The following is a 15,802-nucleotide window of genomic DNA, read 5'->3' as shown; positions in this document are numbered from 1 at the left end:
GGTCTCAGTCCTCGTCGGCGTCGGCGTCGGTGGTTCCGGTGCCCGCCCTGGTGTCGGGCCCGGTGGTGGGCCCGCTCCCGGGGGTGAAGGCCGCCCGGGCGGTGTCGAACCGCTTCATGCGCTCCAGGACCGCTTCGGCCGAGGGGTGCTCCATCCGGTCCACGATCCGCCCGTCGGCGAGGAAGAGCACCAGGTCGGAGTGGGCGGCGGCACCGGGGTCATGGGTGACCATGACGACCGTCTGGCCCAGCTGGTCCACCGCCTCGCGCAGGAAGCCGAGCACTTCGAGCCCCGCGCGGGAGTCGAGGTTGCCGGTGGGTTCGTCCGCGAAGATCAGTTCGGGCCGGGAGGCGAGCGCGCGGGCGCAGGCGACACGCTGCTGCTGGCCGCCGGAGAGCTGCGCGGGCCGGTGCTTCAGCCGGTCCCGCAGCCCGAGGGTGTCGATGACCTGGTCCAGCCACTTCTCGTCGGGTTTCTTGCCCGCGATGTCCATGGGCAGGGTGATGTTCTCGGCCGCGTTCAGCGTGGGGATCAGGTTGAAGGACTGGAACATGAAGCCGATCCGGTCCCGGCGCAGCCTGGTCAGATCGCGTTCCCTGAGCCCGGTGATCTCGGTCTCCCCGAGGAACACCTGCCCGGCCGAGACGGTGTCGAGTCCGGCCAGACAGTGCATCAGCGTGGACTTGCCCGAACCGGAGGGGCCCATCACGGCGGTGAAGCGGCCGCGCGCGATGTCCACGTCGACCGAGTCGAGGGCGAGCACCGCCGTCTCGTCCGAGCCGTACGCCTTCGTCAGGCCCCGCGCGCGAGCGGCGATGCCGTCGCCTTCCGCGCGGCCGAGGGTGTGCTCAGCGGCAGCAGTGGACAAAACGGCCTCCAGGCTCGAACCAGTTCGAATTCCGGGCGTTCTCGGCCGAGCCTAGTGTGACCCAGGGCACAGCCGAAATCCCCCAGAGGTCCGAGCCCGCCTCCGCCGCAGGTCGGGCTTTCGGGGTCGATGTAAGGGGCACTCAATTGGCGGAGCCAAGGGGCCCTTGCCGTTCCGGTCGGTCGCATGAGGCGCTGCCGACGGGGCGGCTGTCTCGCGGCGATGCGAACTCGGAGCTTGCGCGTGGAGGTCCGCTCGGTGGTCGGGTGCTTCCAGGACCGTCGGGTCGGGGCGGGCAGGGGAACTCTGGGCGGGTGACAGGTGGCGGGCGAGGCGGCTGGGTAGGCGGCGACGAAGCCGGCAGCGGCGCCCCTTCGGCTTCTCGGGCGCGAGTTCGCCGTCGGCAGCGGGACGCGCGTCCGAGTCGGCAGGTCGATCGCCACAGGGCTGCGTTCGAGCCGGGCCGTGTCGGCACGGACGCGTGGAGGGGAGGGCCGGATCGGCGGTCTTGCCACACCGAGGGGACGTCCGGGTCCGGGGGCGGTCGTCCCCGGGACACGATGATGCGAGTGCCGGTCGGGTCGAGCACGACGTCGCCGTCATGGCCCCCCAGCTCGCCGCCCCGGGCTGAGATCAACCCGCAGCATCGACCAGGTCGGTCAATTCGGCCTCGGTCGTGTCGCCCACCAGATCGCGTCTTCCTCCGGGACGTTCATGGAGAGGCAGGTACCGTTCTCGAGCGGACAGGCCTCACCTGGACCCCTCTCCGTCTCAAACTGCCATACGAGGCTGCTCACTTCACTGCGGTGAATCGAGTCGATCTCGACCTCATACCACCGGGCACGGATCGCTGATGTCAGCGCCTCGCGATCGATGCGCCGTCCGCCCACATCACCCTCGACCACCACCAAGAACGTCATGGCCAGGGTCTGCCGGACGTCCGTGACACAGCGCCGGTGGGCTGCCGCATGCAGTTATCGGGCCGACGTGCAGGCGCGTCGACCTCGCGGCATTCTGGAGACATGGGGGCAAGCCGCTTTCCGTCATGACGGTCGCTCCGCGAGCCCTGTACGGCCGTGCGAGTGTGCCAGGAACGGGGTGGCCATGGCCACTGTCCTGGAACTGCAGATAAGCAAGCTACGCCCGCGTGAGTACGAGGTGCGGGTCGTGAAGGCAGCTGCCGGCGGGGAGCCCCGGGCGCCGCTGAATCTCGACGTTGAAAAGTTGCTCGCTCAGCGCGGTGAACTGGCGACCACTGTGCTGCGCTCCAGCGAGCGATCAGCGGCACCGCCGCGCGAACGCGGCGTGCAATGTGAGGGGCGCGTGCGACGGGTGGGCCGTCAACTGTTCGACGCGCTCTTCAGCGGACCAGTCTCCAAAACATACGACGCGAGTCTGGTCCTGGCACAGGAGCGACAGGAACGCATGCAAATAGTGTTGCGGTTGGATGCGCCAGAGTTGACACTCCTCCCCTGGGAAGCCCTGTTCGACTCGCACACCGACTCCTATGTGTGCCTGCGCGAGCCGATGGTCAGACACCTCGCCGCCTCCCACACGCCTCTGCCCCTGCCTGTGCAGCCGCCGCTGCGGATTTTGGCGGTCATCGCCGCTCCGCGTGACCTCGACGCGCTGGACACCTCCTATGAACGCGAACTGTTGGAGAAGGCGCTCGGGGGACAGATCGCTGCCGGCCTCGTCGAGTTGGTCTGGCTGACAGACGCAAGCTGGACGAGTCTGCAGACCCGACTGCTCAACGGCCAATGGCACGTGCTCCACTTCATTGGCCATGGCTACTACGACGAGTACGGGGAGCAGGGGCAGATCGCGCTGGTGGACGAGCACGGCGAGTCCGACATGATAGAAGCGACCAGCCTGGCAGCCCTCATAGGAGAGGCCTACCCCGCACCTCGACTCATAGTGTTGAATTCGTGCGCATCGGGCCAAGGGGGGAGGCGACAAGGGTTCTCAAGCGTGGGAGCCACCCTGGCGGATTGCGGAGTGAATTCGGTGGTGGCCATGCAGTTCTCGGTCACGGACCAGGCGTCTTTGCGCTTCACGCAAGGGTTCTACACCGCGCTGGCGAACGGTCGTAAGGTCGACGCTGCCGTGAAGAGTGGACGAGTCTCCATACTCGGCGTCCGGCAGTCGTTGGAGTGGATCACGCCCGTTCTGTACGTGCGGGGCGACGCCGACGCTCCGTTCACCTTTCCTCCTCCGTCATCAGAAGTGCCGCCGCTTTACAGCATGGCCGAAGAAGAATTGAGTAAGGGTCACCCCGACAAGGCCATCACATTGCTCGACGACCTACTCGTCCTCGACCCGAACAATGGCGAGGCCATCGTGTTGCACGGTAGGGCGGCTACGCAGGAGCAGCTCGCCGAGCTCTACGCCCGAGCAGTGAAGACCGAGGAATCCGGAGACTGGTCCGCCGCGATCAGCCGATATGAACAGGTCATACGGGAGGATCCGCATTACCGGGATGCCGTGGCGCGACGCGACCTCTGCAGCGCCCGTCAGCACATCGCCGAGCTGCAGGAGGAGTTGCGCACCCAGGTGAATGAAGGACGATGGCAGGCTGCGGTCGATGTCGGTGAAGAACTCGCCCGGCTGGACCCGGCTGCTGCCGATCCCGATGGGTTGTCCACACGCGCTCACCGAAAATTGGAGATAGAACAACGAGCAATCTACCTGGTAGGGCTGTACCACCAGGCCCTTGCGGCCGAACAGGCTGAGGACTGGTCAGTCGCCATCAAGTGTTACGAACAAATTTTGCAGGAGGACCCGGATTACCCGAATACGGTCCGGCGCCGTGACTTCTGCCGCGACCGCCAGCGCATCGCCCACCTCCAGCAGAAACTGCGAACCTATGCGGGCGAAGGGCTGTGGCACGCCGTACTCGATGTCGATGAAAAGCTCAACCAGTTGGACCCGGCGGTAGCCGATCCGGACGGACTGGCCACTCGGGCTCGCCGAGAAGTAGAAAAAGAAGAGCGGGCAGAGTATCTCGAAGGGCTGTATGGCGAGGCCCGTGCAGCTGAACTCACCGAGGACTGGGCCGAAGCGATCCATCTCTATGGCGCACTCGCGGTCGAGGGCGCGGGATTCAGGGACAGCAAGCAGCGGCTCAGCCTGTGCGAAGAACGTCTGAGGACGGCCCGGTCGGCCTCTGAAAGTGGTGATGCATCGCCCATCAGCCCTGAAAAGATCATCGACATCGACATTTCCTGTGGGGCATTGGCGTGGGAATCGAATGGACAGTACCTGGCTGTCGACGTCCGGGAGAGTGCGCAGATTTGCGTCTACTGCAGGTCCGGTGGTGAGCCGTTGCGTATCAGGACAGGGCAGAAGCGGGCTCCGTACCTGGTGGCGTTCAGTCCGGACGGCACGCGTCTCGTCGGCCGCAGCGGAAAAGGTGTCGCCATATGGAGCACTCATACGGGCGAGAAACTGCTCCAGGTGCCGGTCGGGCGAGGAGTGGCCGCAGCGGAATTCAGTCCCGATGGCACATCTCTAGCCACCGGAGCTGATGAATTGGCCTGCATCTGGGATACCGAGACCGCCGAACAGGTCTTCTGGTCCGAGCAGAAGTGCGTGAAGGCGGTGACCTTCAGTGCGGACGGCAGTAGATTGCTTGTGGCCGATCAGACCGGGCTGCACGTTTGGGGCGTGGACTCTGCCGTGAACATCTTTGAAGATCACACCCCGTTCTTGAACTCGGTGGCCTACAGCCGGGACGGTAAACGCGCCGCGGCCGGCTGCAGCGTTGACACCAAGGCCCGACTCTGGGTCTCGGGCGAGGTCCACGAGTTGGACCACGAGGCGTCCGTCACGTCAGTGGCGTTCAGTCCCGACAGCGCCCAGCTCGCCACAGGTGGCGAAGACCGGGCGGCGTGTATCTGGGATGCGACCGACGCCCGCTTGATCTGCAAGATATTTCATGAGGATCCTGTTCTTTCCTTGGTGTTCAGTCCGGATGGCGCCCACCTGGCGACCGGTACCCGACGCGCCGTCACAGTGTGGGCAATTCGATAGTTCCAGTGGTTTTCCGGGAAAGGAGGAGAGCTGATGGGGCGACTTGTTGAGTTCCCGACCGATGAAGGTACGACCGTACTCGTCGAGGTCGGAGACCGGTCGAACGGGTTGGTTACGCGCGGAATTTCTGGGTCTGGTTCCGGTGCGCAAGTCTCTGAACGCGCTCAACGTTCGTTCGAGGACGCCATATATCGTGTGCAACCCGCCATGCATGCGATCGTGGCCCATATACAATCCGCGGCGCAATCTCCCAGTGAGATCCAAATCGAGTTCGGCCTCAACCTGCACGCGGAGATGGGTGCTTTCATCGCCGCAGCGAGCGCCACCGCCAATTTCAATGTCACACTCACCTGGTTGCGGAACGAGCCCAGGCCCACCACGTAGTTCAGGGCTGGTGCGCTGCGGCGGGGCCTCGTCGAACTGTGGGCCAGGGGCGTTCTCGGGTCGGATCCGGGCCAGACGCCCTTGCCCCCGCTAGCGCTCCGGCGCTAGCGTCGAGGCATGGCCAAGACCCAGTTGAACGTGCGGGTGGACGAGGACACGGCCCGAGCCGCCCGAGAGCGAGCCCTGGAGCGCGGGATGAGTGTGAACCGGTACATCGAGGAGCTGGTCAGGCAGGACACCGGCGAGGCGGGCCACACCTTCGTCGAGTCCGCCGCCGACTTCATGAAGCAGTACGAGGCGGTCTTCGCCGAGGAGTTCGGCACCGAACCCGAGAACCGGCGCGAGGGACGTCACTGATCCCTTGAGTCAGCTCCGCATCGACCTCGCCTGGCTCCTGATGGTCGCCGAACGCAAGACGCCCGGCGATCCCCAGGTCACCGACTGGGGCGCCCTCGTCGCGGCCGTCGCCCGGCACGAGGCCCAGATCTTCGACGTCGCCGTCTACGACACCCCGCACGCCCGGGCCGCCGCCCTGCTCCAACTCCTCCTGCACGTACCGGCGCTGGAGCGCTCCAACGCGCTGTTCGCCTCCGCCGTCGCCTACGGCTACCTCGTGGCCAGCGGGGTCAAGGTCGTGACCTCCGCCGAACAGGTGCGCGAACTGGCCAGACTGGTCAAGAACGGTGAGGCCGGCGTGCACGACATCACGCGGGAGCTGCGTCAGTGGAGTCAGTGAGACCCGGCCGCCGGGCCCGGCCCAGCACGCAGTAGGAGCTGGGCAACCGCGGCCCCTGCTCGGGCACCAGGACCTCCCGGGCCGCCCCGACCTCGAAACCGGCGGCCCGCAGCGCGTCGATCGGGTCACGCGAGACATGACAGCCGCCGAACAGCAGCGGCCACACCGAGGCGTCCAGCGCCCGCTGAGCCGTCCGCATGGCCCGGCCGCCGCCCCGGCCGTGCTCGAAGAACCGCAGCTCACCGCCCGGACGCAGCACCCGGCGCACCTCGCTCAGCGAGCGTCGTACGTCCCGCACGCTGCACAGCACCAGGGACACCACGGCCGCGTCGAACGCCTCGCTCTTGACCGGCAGCGCCTCCGCCGCGCCCGGCACCACGTCCACCGGCACCTCGGCGCGCAGGGCGGCCTCCAGGGCCAGCCGCCGCAGCGCATGCTCGGGTTCGATCGCCACCACCTCGGAGACGGCGCCGGGATAGCGGGCGAAGTTCAGGCCGTTGCCGGCCCCGATCTCGATGACGCGCCCCGACAGCCCGGCGAGCAGTTCGTCGCGCAGCGGGCCGATCCTCGGCTCCGCCGACACGCTCAGTCTGGCGTAGAACCGGGCGAAGAGGGGGTGGTGCACGGCGTCCTTCGCGGCGCGGGCGCGGACCATGGGAACCTCCCGGAGAGGGCGGCGGACACCGCGATTCTCCCCCGGGAAGCACCGACTCACCCGTCGCACAGCCGTGGGGAACGACTGTGCGACGGGTGGTCGGCGGGGGTCGGCCGGGGTCAGGCGATGAAGTTGCGCACCTGCTCGTACACCCCGTGGTCGTTGTTCATCTCGTTGTGCGAGACACAGCCGACCTCGACGTTCGTCGCGCCGCTGAGGATCGCGGTGGTGTCCGGGGTGAGCGCGTCGTCGCAGTTCGACCAGTAGCTGGCGTAGGACACACTGCCCGGCGTCTCGTCACCGGAGTTGAGCGAGGTCAAAAACGAGCTGCCGGTGTACATCTCGCCGCAGGACGTGTAGAGCCACCGGCACCAGCCGGCGACGGTCGTCCCGTGGTTCACCCCGGCCGTGGAGACGAAGTCGTCCACGTACGCCGTCCCGCCGAGGTTCTTCAGGTAGTAACGGGAGCTGAGCGCGCCCATGGAGTGCACCACCACGTCGACCTTCGCGGCGCCCGTGGAGGCGCGCACACTGTCGATCTTGGTCTTCAGCTGGGCCGCCGTGGTGGCGTTGGACTGGCCCCAGTCGTAGGACCAGGAGTGCAGCTCCGAGGCGGTGTAGCCGTCCGCCTTGAAGTACGCGACCCAGTCGTCCCAACTGCTGGACGAACTGCTCAGTCCGTGCACGAAGACGACCGGGTTGTGGGTGGCGGCCTGGGCGGTGGACGCCGAGAAGGTGAGCGACAGAAGGAGCGTGCTGGTCACGGTCGCGAGAGCCGTGGCGATACGGCGCATGCGGCGATGCATGGTGCCTCCTGAAACGGGTGGGGTTCGTCAGGAGTGTCAGCGGGGTCTACGCGCGCCGCATCGGCGAAATCGCCGGTCTTTACTGGCCGGTTAACTCGCAAGTAACGTGATGAGCGTGGTGACTCCGGTGAACCCCCCACAACTTCCGCATCGCTCGCCACCGCCCCCCACGAACGTGTGGCCGAGCCCGAACGCAGCGACGGCCGGCGTGCCCACGCTGTCCGAAGGCGTGCGCGTACGCCTGCTGCACGCCGCCCACGGCGACCCCCGGGCCGCCGCGGAACTCGCCGCCGCCCTCACCCGGCGCCAGCTCACGGGCCTCGACCCGCTCCCCGCCGAGCCCCTGGCGCTGGCCCCCGCCCTGCTGCGGACCCACCGGCGGGAGGTACGGGCCCTGCCCGACGACACCCGCTTCCTGCTGCTCCTCGCCGCCACCGACCAGTACCCGGTGCCGACCCACGCCTACGCGCGTGCCGTCACCGCGGCCGGCCTCGACACCCGCCCCCTCGACACGGCCGAGGCGGCGGGCCTCGCGCACACCACGGCCCAGGGCATCGTCTTCCGGGACGCCTGGACCCGCGTCGCCGTCTACGAGTCCGCGTCCATGGCCGACCGGCGCGAGGCCCACCGCCTCCTCGCCGCCGTCCTCAGCGGCGAGGGCGAGCGACCCGGCCGGTCCTGGCACCGGGCCGCCGCCGCCCTCGGACCCAGCCGCCGCCTCGCCGCCGAACTCCGTCTCGCGGCACGGGTGGCACGTGCCATCGGCGACCCGGCCCTCGCCTCCGCGCTCGCCGAACGCGCCGCCGGTCTCACCCCCGAACCGGCCGAACGCGCGCCCCTGCTCGCCCAGGCCGCAGCCGAGGCCTGGCGGTCCGGCGACGGCGACCGGGCCCGCCGCCTCGTCGCCGCCACCGACGACGACGCCCTCGGCGGACTGCTGGCCCTGCGCGCGGGCAACGCCGCCGAGGCGTTCGACGCCCTGCTCACCGCCACCGTCCGGCACGTCGGCGACCCCGCCTCGGACCGCGCCGCCCATCTGCTGGCACGAGCCACCGAGGCCGCCATCTACACCGGGGACCTCCGCCGGTGCCGCGAGGCCGCCGCCGTCGCCGACGGGCTCGGCATCCTCCCGCCCAGCACCCTCGGCGCCCTCGCCGCCGCGTTCGAGGGACGCTACGACGACGCCCGGGACGTCCTCGAAGCCGCCGCCGGGCGCTGCGGTCCCGGCGGCGACCCCACCCAGCTCATCCACGCCGGGATCGCCGCCCTCCTCCTCGGCGACCACACCCGCGCCTTCACCGCCACCGCCCGCGCCGCCGCCTCCGCGCGGGCCCGCGGCGAGACGGTCACCGTGCCGCAGGCCATGGAGTTCCGTGCCTACGCCGAGTTCTGGACCGGGCGCCCCAAGGCCGCCGAGGCCGCCGCCGTGGACGCCCTGCGCCAGGCGTACGCCACCGGGCAGGACAACGGGGCCTGTCACCTCCAGGCCGCCCTCGCGATGTTCGCCGCCGTCACCGGCGACGAGCAGGTGTGCCGGGAACGCGCCGAGTCCGCCCGCGGCTACGCCCTGGAACGCGGCCTCGGACTGCCCGCCGCGCTCGCCATGTTCGCCCTCGCCTTCCTCGACCTGAGCACCGGCCGGTACGCCGCCTCGGCCGCCCGGCTGCGCGCCCTCGCCGGCTTCGGCCCCGGGCACGGGCACCGGGCCATCCGGCACCTCGCCACCCCGCACTACGTCGAAGCCGCCGTCCGCACCGGCGACACCCGGGTGGCCGTCGCCGCGCACGCCGACTACGACCGCTGGGCCCGAACCGTCCGCAGCGCCGACGACCTCGCGCTCAGCGCCCGCTGCCGGGCCCTCCTCGCGACCGGCGAGGAGGCCGTCGAGCACTATCGCGCCGCCCTCGACCTGCACGCCTCCGGCACCCGTGACTTCGAACGCGCCCGTACGGAACTCCTGTTCGGCAGCGCCCTGCGGCGGCTCCGCAACCGCACCGAGGCCCGCGACCGCCTCCACAGCGCGCTGGAGGCCTTCGACCACTTCGGCTCCCCGCACTGCGCGTCCCAGGCCCGCGCGGAACTCCGCGCCCTCGGGGAGCGTGCCGCCGCCGCACCGGCCGCGGAGGCCCTGGCGTCCCGCCTCACCGCCCAGCAGCTGATGATCGCCCGCATGGCGGCGGAGGGCGCGACGAACCGGGAGATCGCCGCCCGGCTGCTGCTGAGCCCGCGCACGATCGACCACCATCTGCGGGGCGTGTTCTCGCGGTTGGGGATCAGATCGCGGATCGAGCTGGTGCGGCTGCTGGGGGAGACGGGGACGTGAGGTTGTGGCGCGCCCCTTCAGGGACGCGGGGCTGTCACATCTGCGGCTCCGCCGTGGGGCGCGATCAGCCACGACGAACCCGCGGCCGATTCGTCACAGGTCCCCTACGGCGCGGCTTCGGCGGCACTGAAGGAAACCGCGTCCCACACCCCACCCAGCGTCGGCGCCAGCCAACCCCCCGCCCTCGCCCGGAAATCGAGGGGCGCCAACGCCCCCGCCCCCGCAGGCACCGCCCCCAGCAACGGCGCGTCCGCGACCACCGGCAGATCCGCCAGATTGCACCGCGACGCCAGATCCGGCGCCCCGGGCCAGCTGCCGATGACCACACCCGCCAACTCCACCTCCCGGACGGCGAGTTCGCGGGCCGTCAGCTCGGTTGTGTTCAGCGTGCCCAGCCCGGCCGAGGCGACCAGGAGCACCGGCGCCCCCAGCAGCCGGGCCGTGTCCGCCAGCGTGCCGCCCGCTTCGTCGAAGCGGACGAGGAGCCCGCCCGCGCCCTCGACCAGGACCAGATCGTGGTCGGACGCCAGCTTGGCCGCGGCCTCCGCGACATCCTCCGGGTGCACCGGCGGCAGACCCGAGCGGCGCGCGGCGGTCGCCGGAGCCAACGGCTCCGGATAGCGGGCGAGTTCACGGACGGTGACGGCACCGGCGAGCCGGCCCACCTCGTCAGCGTCGCCGCGCTCGTCCGGCCGTACACCCGTCTGCGCGGTCTTCAGCACGGCCACCGAGCGGCCGGCCGCCACGGCCACCGCGGCGACCGCCGCCGTGGTGACCGTCTTGCCGACCTCCGTGCCCGTCCCCGTGACCACCAGGACCGTCATGTCGTCCTCTTCCGTTCCGTCATCCCGCCGCGGCCGCCGCGCACACCGCGCGCGCGATCCGCGCCACGTCCTCGTCGCCGGTGACGTACGGCGGCATCGTGTAGACGAGGTCGCGGAACGGCCGTAGCCACACGCCCTCGCGCACGGCGGCCTCCGTGGCCGCCCGCATGTCCACGGCGTGGTCGAGCTGCACCACCCCGATCGCGCCGAGGACCCGCACGTCCTTCACTCCCGGCGCCTCGCGCGCCGGCGCCAGGCCCTCCCGCAGCCCCGTCTCGATCCGCTTGACCTCCGTCAGCCAGTCCTGGCCCAGCAACAGCTCGATCGAGGCACAGGCGACGGCAGCCGCGAGCGGGTTGCCCATGAAGGTGGGCCCGTGCGCCAGCACCGGCACCTCGCCCCGCGAGATCCCGTCGGCCACCCGCGCGGTGCACAGCGCCGCCGCCAGGGTCAGATACCCGCCGGTCAGCGCCTTGCCGACACACATCACATCCGGCGTCACCGCCGCGTGATCCGCCGCGAACAACGCCCCCGTACGCCCGAACCCGGTGGCGATCTCGTCGAACACCAGCAGCACGCCGTGCGCGTCGCAGGCCTCGCGCAGCACCCGCAGATACGCGGGGGAGTGGAAGCGCATCCCGCCCGCGCCCTGGACCACGGGCTCCACGATCACGGCCGCCAGCTCGTCCGCGTGCCGCTCGATCGTCGAGCGCAGCGCCTCCGCGTACGACTCCTCGTACTCGACCGGCGGCGGGTCCACGAACACCTGCCGGGGCAGGACGCCCTGCCACAGCTCGTGCATCCCGCCCTCGGGGTCGCACACCGACATCGGCTGCCAGGTGTCGCCGTGGTAGCCGCCGCGCCAGGTCAGCAGCCGGCGCTTGCCGGGGCGGCCGAGCGAACGCCAGTACTGCAGGCACATCTTGACCGCGACCTCGACGGAGACCGACCCCGAGTCGGCGAGGAACACATGCTCCAGCCCCGCAGGCGACATGTCGACAAGGTGCTTCGCCAGCCGCACCGCGGGCTCATGGGTGAGCCCGCCGAACATGACGTGGCTCATCCGGCCGAGTTGCTCGCGCGCAGCCTCGTTGAGGACGGGGTGGTTGTAGCCGTGGATCGCCGACCACCACGACGACATGCCGTCGACCAGCTCGCCCGACCCGTCCGCGAGCCTCAGCCGGACCCCGCTCGCCGACTCCACGACGAGCGGTTCCTGCCGGCCCGGCATGGGTCCGTACGGATGCCACACATGCCGCCGGTCCAGCTCCACCAGCTCGGGCACGCTCAGTTCGGGCACGCCCGGACCGTTCAGCTCAGGCATTGGGCGCGAGGTCGGTGCCGGCGCCCCGGCGGCGTACGGCCACCAGGTCCGTACGGGCCTCGCCGGCCGGAGTCGCGGCGGTCGGGGCCTGGGCGGGGGACCCGCACACCCCACCCTCCGCGTGCGACCCACAACCCGCGCCCGCGCCTTCGCTCTCGTGCGACCCGCAGCCGCCCCCGGCGTGCGATCCGCACCCCGCGCTCACCCCGGACCCGCAGCCCCCGCCGGCGGTCACGGTCGCCCGGTGCTCCGGGAGCGTCACCTGGTCGGCGCCCTCCACCTCGAAGCCGGCGTCCGCGATCATCTCCAGGTCGGCCTTGCCGGCCTGGCCCTCGCTGGTGAGGTAGTCGCCGAGGAAGATCGAGTTGGCCAGGTGCAGGGCGAGCGGCTGCATGGTGCGCAGGTGGACCTCGCGGCCGCCCGCGATGCGGACCTCGGCGTCCGGGCAGACGAACCGCACCATCGCCAGGATCCGCAGACAGCGCTGGGGGGTGAGGTTCCACTCCTTGGCCAGCGGGGTGCCCTCGAAGGGGATGAGGAAGTTCACCGGAACGGAGTCAGGGTCCAGTTCGCGCAGCGAGAAGACGACGTCGACGAGGTCCTCGTCGCTCTCGCCCATGCCCGCGATCAGACCCGAGCAGGCGGACAGACCGGCCGCATGCGCCTTGTTGACCGTGTCCACCCGGTCGGCGTACGTGTGCGTCGTCGTGATCTCGCCGTACGTCGCCTCGGACGTGTTCAGGTTGTGGTTGTAGGCGTCCGCGCCGGCCTCGCGCAGCCGCTCCGCCTGGCCGTCGGAGAGCAGACCGAGGCAGGCGCACACCTCCACGCCCTCGTTCTCGTCCTTGATCGCCTTGATGGTGTCCGAGACCCGCTCGACGTCCCGGTCGGTCGGACCGCGCCCGGAGGCCACCAGACAGACCCGCTTGGCGCCCCCGGCGAGCCCGGCCGCGGCGGCCTCCGACGCCTCGTGGGGCTTGAGCCAGGTGTACTTGAGGATGCCGGCGGTCGAACCGAGCCGCTGGGAACAGTAGGAGCAGTCCTCGGGACAGAGACCGGACTTGAGGTTGACCAGATAGTTCAGTTTCACCCGGCGCCCGAACCAGTGCCGGCGTACCTTCCCGGCCGCGGCCACCACGTCCAACAGCTCGTCGTCGGAGGTGCCGAGAACGGCGAGCGCCTCGGCACGGCTCAGCGGCTCGCGCCGGAGCCCCTTGTCCACCAGCGTGTTCAGCAGGTCCATGAGAGCCGATCCTGTCCTACGGGACCGCTCCCGGCCAAGGAGAGTTCGGACAACAGAGTGGGTTCGACGTGTGGGTATTGCCACATCGTGGGCGGCTGGTCCGCCCGTTAGTGTCTGTGCACTGCCTACAAAAGCGCCCGCCGTGCCGTCCCCGACAGCCCGGCGCCGCGGGCTGCCCACACCACCCCGGAGGACCCATGGCGTTCGGCTGGATCGACGAGCAGGCCTCGGCGCGCCGCCGGGCCGGGCTGGTGCGGACCCTGCGCCCCCGCCCCGCCGACTCGCCGCTCCTGGACCTCGCGAGCAACGACTACCTGGGGCTCGCCCGGCACCCGGAGATCACCGAGGGCGCCGCCGAGGCCGCGCGCCGGTGGGGCGGCGGTGCCACCGGCTCCCGGCTCGTCACCGGCACCACCGAACTCCACGGTGAGCTGGAGCGGGAACTCGCCGACTTCTGCGGCTTCGAGGCCGCCCTCGTCTTCTCCTCCGGCTACGCGGCCAACCTCGCCGCCGTCACCGCGCTCGCCCCGCACGGCTCCCTGATCGTCTCGGACGCGGGCAACCACGCCTCCCTCATCGACGGCTGCCGACTGGCCCGGGGCACCACCCAGGTCGTGGCCCACGCCGACCCGGAGGCGTTCCGCAAGGCGCTGGCCACGGGTGGCGGGGTGCCCGCCGTGGCCGTCTCCGACACGGTCTTCTCCGTGGACGGCGACGCCGCCCCGCTGGCCTCCCTCGCCGCCGCCTGCCGTGAGTTCGGCGCGGGGCTCGTGGTGGACGACGCGCACGGGCTCGGGGTCCTCGGCGACGGCGGCCGCGGCGCGCCGTACGCGGCGGGGCTCGCGGGCGACCCCGAGGTGGTCGTGACGGTCACGCTGTCGAAGTCGCTGGGCAGCCAGGGCGGTGCCGTGCTCGGCCCCGCGAAGGTCATCGACCACCTGGTCAACGCGGCCCGGACGTTCATCTTCGACACCGGACTGGCCCCGGCGGCGACCGGCGCGGCGCTCGCCGCGCTCCGGCTGCTGCGCCGTGAGCCGGAGCGCGCGGCACGGGCCCGTGAGGTGGCGCGGGAGCTGCACGCACGGCTGACGGCGTCGGGCCATGAAGCGGTGCGGCCCGACGCCGCCGTGGTGTCCGTACGCGCGCCGTCGCCGGATCAGGCGGTGCGGTGGGCGGCGGACTGCCGTGCGGCGGGTCTCGCCGTCGGCTGTTTCCGCCCACCGTCCGTACCCGACGGCGTCTCGCGGCTGCGGCTGACCGCCCGCGCGGATCTCACACGGGAGCAGATCGACCGAGCCGTGGGGATCATCGGCGACACGCGACCGTGAGTCGGCGTCAGGGCCGGACGTCGCCGTAAGCGGAAGTGCGCACGCTGTCGGTGGCGGTCACCGCAGCGTGGTGATGAATCCCTCCCAGGCGTCGGGATCGAACAGCAGGGCGGGCCCCGCCGTGTTCTTCGAATCGCGTACGGCCACCAGGCCGGCCCAGCGGCCGGACGCGGGACGGGCCGTCTCCACGCAGTTGTTCATTCCGGTGCTGCGACTGCTGCGCAGCCATCGCACTCCGCGTAGTTCGGTACTGGTGGGTACGTTCCGAGGCAGTGCGGACATGGTGCCTCCTTACGCGCCGGCGGCTAGCCCGGCGATGTAATCCAACGAGTCCTCGGGCGAAAGGGCGTGGATCTGAAGGGCGTTGAAGGCCTCGACATACGCCTTGAGGTCTTCTTTCCGTTCGAGGTAGAGGCTACTCGTCAAGTGGTCGAGAACAACCACGTCCAGATCAGATGTGCTCCGAAATGAGAAAATTACGAAAGGGCCCGTGATGCCGATGTGCGCCCCGGCAGTGAACGGCAGCACCTGTAGTCGCACCTGCGGGAGGCGGGCCGCCTCGACCAGCCGGCCCAGCTGCCGGGCCATGATCTCGGGACCGCCCACCTCACGGCGGAGAACGCCCTCGTCGAGCACGGCACTCAGCTTCAGCGGCGGGTTCCCGCGCAGGACTTCCTGCCGTGCCAGCCGCACTTCCACGAGCGCGTCGAGTTTGTCGTCTTCCAGCCCCTCCACCGCGGCCCGCGTCACCGCCCGCGCGTACTCGGGGATCTGCAGCAGACCCGGCACCACCGAGGTCTCCAGCGTCCGCATCCCCCCGGCCTGCGACTCCAGACTGATGAAGTCCCGGTACGTCGGCGGCAGTACGCCCCGGTAGGCGTGCCACCAGTTGTGCCGTCCGCCGCCGTCCTCGGAGCCCGCGAGCGCCAGCAGCAGCTCCCGTAACTCGGTGTCGGCGACCCCGTACGCGTCCAGCAGCTTGCGTACGTCCGCCGGCTTCACGCCGCTGGCGCCCGTCTCGATCCGGCTCACCTTGGACTGGTGCCAGCCCACGCGATGGGCGGCCTCGATGCTGGTGAGCGCGGAACGGGTGCGCAGGACACGCAACTCGGCACCGAGCCTGCGGCGGCGCACCGCCGGACCGTACTGCATGGGATTCTCCTTCCGCCCGGCGCGCGAAGTCGGGGTGACGACGGGGTGACGACAGAGGATGGAGGAGAACCCCACCCAAATACGGTCGGCCGTCGGATAGTTCACCGCTTCGAGCGACAGATATATG

15 protein-coding genes are annotated in these 15,802 nt (G+C 70.5%); 6 read left to right on the top strand and 9 right to left on the bottom strand.

The genetic code is table 11. The annotated features are described in order from the left end of the window. Nucleotides 1-4: 4 nt before the first annotated feature. Together ACZ52C_RS27710 and ACZ52C_RS27705 are read right to left on the bottom strand one after the other, a co-directional pair. Nucleotides 5-868: an ABC transporter ATP-binding protein gene (locus ACZ52C_RS27710; protein WP_469077305.1), complete on the bottom strand. Its 864-nt coding sequence runs from the start codon at nucleotides 866-868 to the stop codon at nucleotides 5-7. A gap of 659 nt (nucleotides 869-1,527) precedes the next feature. Then, nucleotides 1,528-1,788, bottom strand: coding sequence for a hypothetical protein (locus tag ACZ52C_RS27705; protein WP_469077304.1), 261 nt, complete (start codon nucleotides 1,786-1,788; stop codon nucleotides 1,528-1,530). Nucleotides 1,789-1,972: 184 nt separating this feature from the next. On the opposite strand from ACZ52C_RS27705, the gene ACZ52C_RS27700 reads away from it, so the two are divergent. From ACZ52C_RS27700 to ACZ52C_RS27685, 4 genes are all read left to right on the top strand, one after another. Continuing rightward, nucleotides 1,973-4,900 carry a CHAT domain-containing protein gene (locus ACZ52C_RS27700; protein ID WP_469077303.1) on the top strand — a complete coding sequence of 976 codons (2,928 nt, stop codon included), beginning with the start codon at nucleotides 1,973-1,975 and terminating at the stop codon, nucleotides 4,898-4,900. Nucleotides 4,901-4,933: 33 nt separating this feature from the next. Continuing rightward, entirely contained in the window at nucleotides 4,934-5,284 is a 351-nt protein-coding gene (locus ACZ52C_RS27695) for a CU044_2847 family protein (protein WP_469077302.1), read from the top strand. Nucleotides 5,285-5,401: 117 nt separating this feature from the next. Next, nucleotides 5,402-5,641 (top strand): toxin-antitoxin system HicB family antitoxin, encoded by a 240-nt coding sequence (locus tag ACZ52C_RS27690; protein ID WP_220650197.1) that lies wholly within the window; start codon nucleotides 5,402-5,404, stop codon nucleotides 5,639-5,641. Nucleotides 5,642-5,645: 4 nt separating this feature from the next. After that, complete coding sequence (locus ACZ52C_RS27685) at nucleotides 5,646-6,020, top strand: fic family toxin-antitoxin system, toxin component (protein WP_469077301.1); 375 nt, start codon at nucleotides 5,646-5,648, stop codon at nucleotides 6,018-6,020. Here ACZ52C_RS27685 and ACZ52C_RS27680 read toward each other — a convergent pair. Continuing rightward, nucleotides 5,989-6,675 (bottom strand): class I SAM-dependent methyltransferase, encoded by a 687-nt coding sequence (locus ACZ52C_RS27680; RefSeq protein WP_469077300.1) that lies wholly within the window; start codon nucleotides 6,673-6,675, stop codon nucleotides 5,989-5,991. The genes ACZ52C_RS27685 and ACZ52C_RS27680 overlap by 32 nt on opposite strands. 119 nt (nucleotides 6,676-6,794) lie before the next feature. Next, nucleotides 6,795-7,481 carry an esterase/lipase family protein gene (locus tag ACZ52C_RS27675; protein WP_469077299.1) on the bottom strand — a complete coding sequence of 229 codons (687 nt, stop codon included), beginning with the start codon at nucleotides 7,479-7,481 and terminating at the stop codon, nucleotides 6,795-6,797. Between the two features lie 109 nt (nucleotides 7,482-7,590). Between ACZ52C_RS27675 and ACZ52C_RS27670 the strand changes: the two genes are divergently transcribed. After that, the gene (locus ACZ52C_RS27670; RefSeq protein ID WP_469077298.1) at nucleotides 7,591-9,804 is read left to right on the top strand and encodes a helix-turn-helix transcriptional regulator; all 2,214 of its coding nucleotides are present in this window, start codon (nucleotides 7,591-7,593) and stop codon (nucleotides 9,802-9,804) included. 104 nt (nucleotides 9,805-9,908) lie between these two features. On the opposite strand, the gene bioD is transcribed toward ACZ52C_RS27670, so the two are convergent. The 3 genes from bioD to bioB are packed head-to-tail and all read right to left on the bottom strand — an operon-like array spanning nucleotide 9,909 to nucleotide 13,195. Beyond that, nucleotides 9,909-10,628, bottom strand: coding sequence for a dethiobiotin synthase (gene bioD / locus ACZ52C_RS27665; protein ID WP_469077297.1), 720 nt, complete (start codon nucleotides 10,626-10,628; stop codon nucleotides 9,909-9,911). Between the two features lie 19 nt (nucleotides 10,629-10,647). Beyond that, nucleotides 10,648-11,952 (bottom strand): adenosylmethionine--8-amino-7-oxononanoate transaminase, encoded by a 1,305-nt coding sequence (locus ACZ52C_RS27660; protein ID WP_469077296.1) that lies wholly within the window; start codon nucleotides 11,950-11,952, stop codon nucleotides 10,648-10,650. Next, entirely contained in the window at nucleotides 11,945-13,195 is a 1,251-nt protein-coding gene (gene bioB / locus ACZ52C_RS27655; protein WP_469077295.1) for a biotin synthase BioB, read from the bottom strand. Before bioB ends, ACZ52C_RS27660 begins: the two co-directional genes overlap by 8 nt. Nucleotides 13,196-13,392: 197 nt before the next feature. Here bioB and ACZ52C_RS27650 point away from each other — a divergent pair, with 197 nt between their 5' ends. Further along, entirely contained in the window at nucleotides 13,393-14,523 is a 1,131-nt protein-coding gene (locus tag ACZ52C_RS27650; protein WP_469077294.1) for an 8-amino-7-oxononanoate synthase, read from the top strand. 57 nt (nucleotides 14,524-14,580) lie between these two features. Here ACZ52C_RS27650 and ACZ52C_RS27645 read toward each other — a convergent pair whose 3' ends face one another. Both ACZ52C_RS27645 and ACZ52C_RS27640 read right to left on the bottom strand, forming a co-directional pair. Then, nucleotides 14,581-14,805: a DUF397 domain-containing protein gene (locus tag ACZ52C_RS27645; protein WP_045562376.1), complete on the bottom strand. Its 225-nt coding sequence runs from the start codon at nucleotides 14,803-14,805 to the stop codon at nucleotides 14,581-14,583. 9 nt (nucleotides 14,806-14,814) lie between these two features. Next, nucleotides 14,815-15,675: a helix-turn-helix domain-containing protein gene (locus ACZ52C_RS27640; RefSeq protein WP_469077293.1), complete on the bottom strand. Its 861-nt coding sequence runs from the start codon at nucleotides 15,673-15,675 to the stop codon at nucleotides 14,815-14,817. Between the last annotated feature and the right edge of the window lie 127 nt (nucleotides 15,676-15,802).

It is taken from the genome of Streptomyces sp. NPDC034049, assembly GCF_055575575.1.
This window is presented reverse-complemented; position numbering and strand designations above follow the sequence as displayed.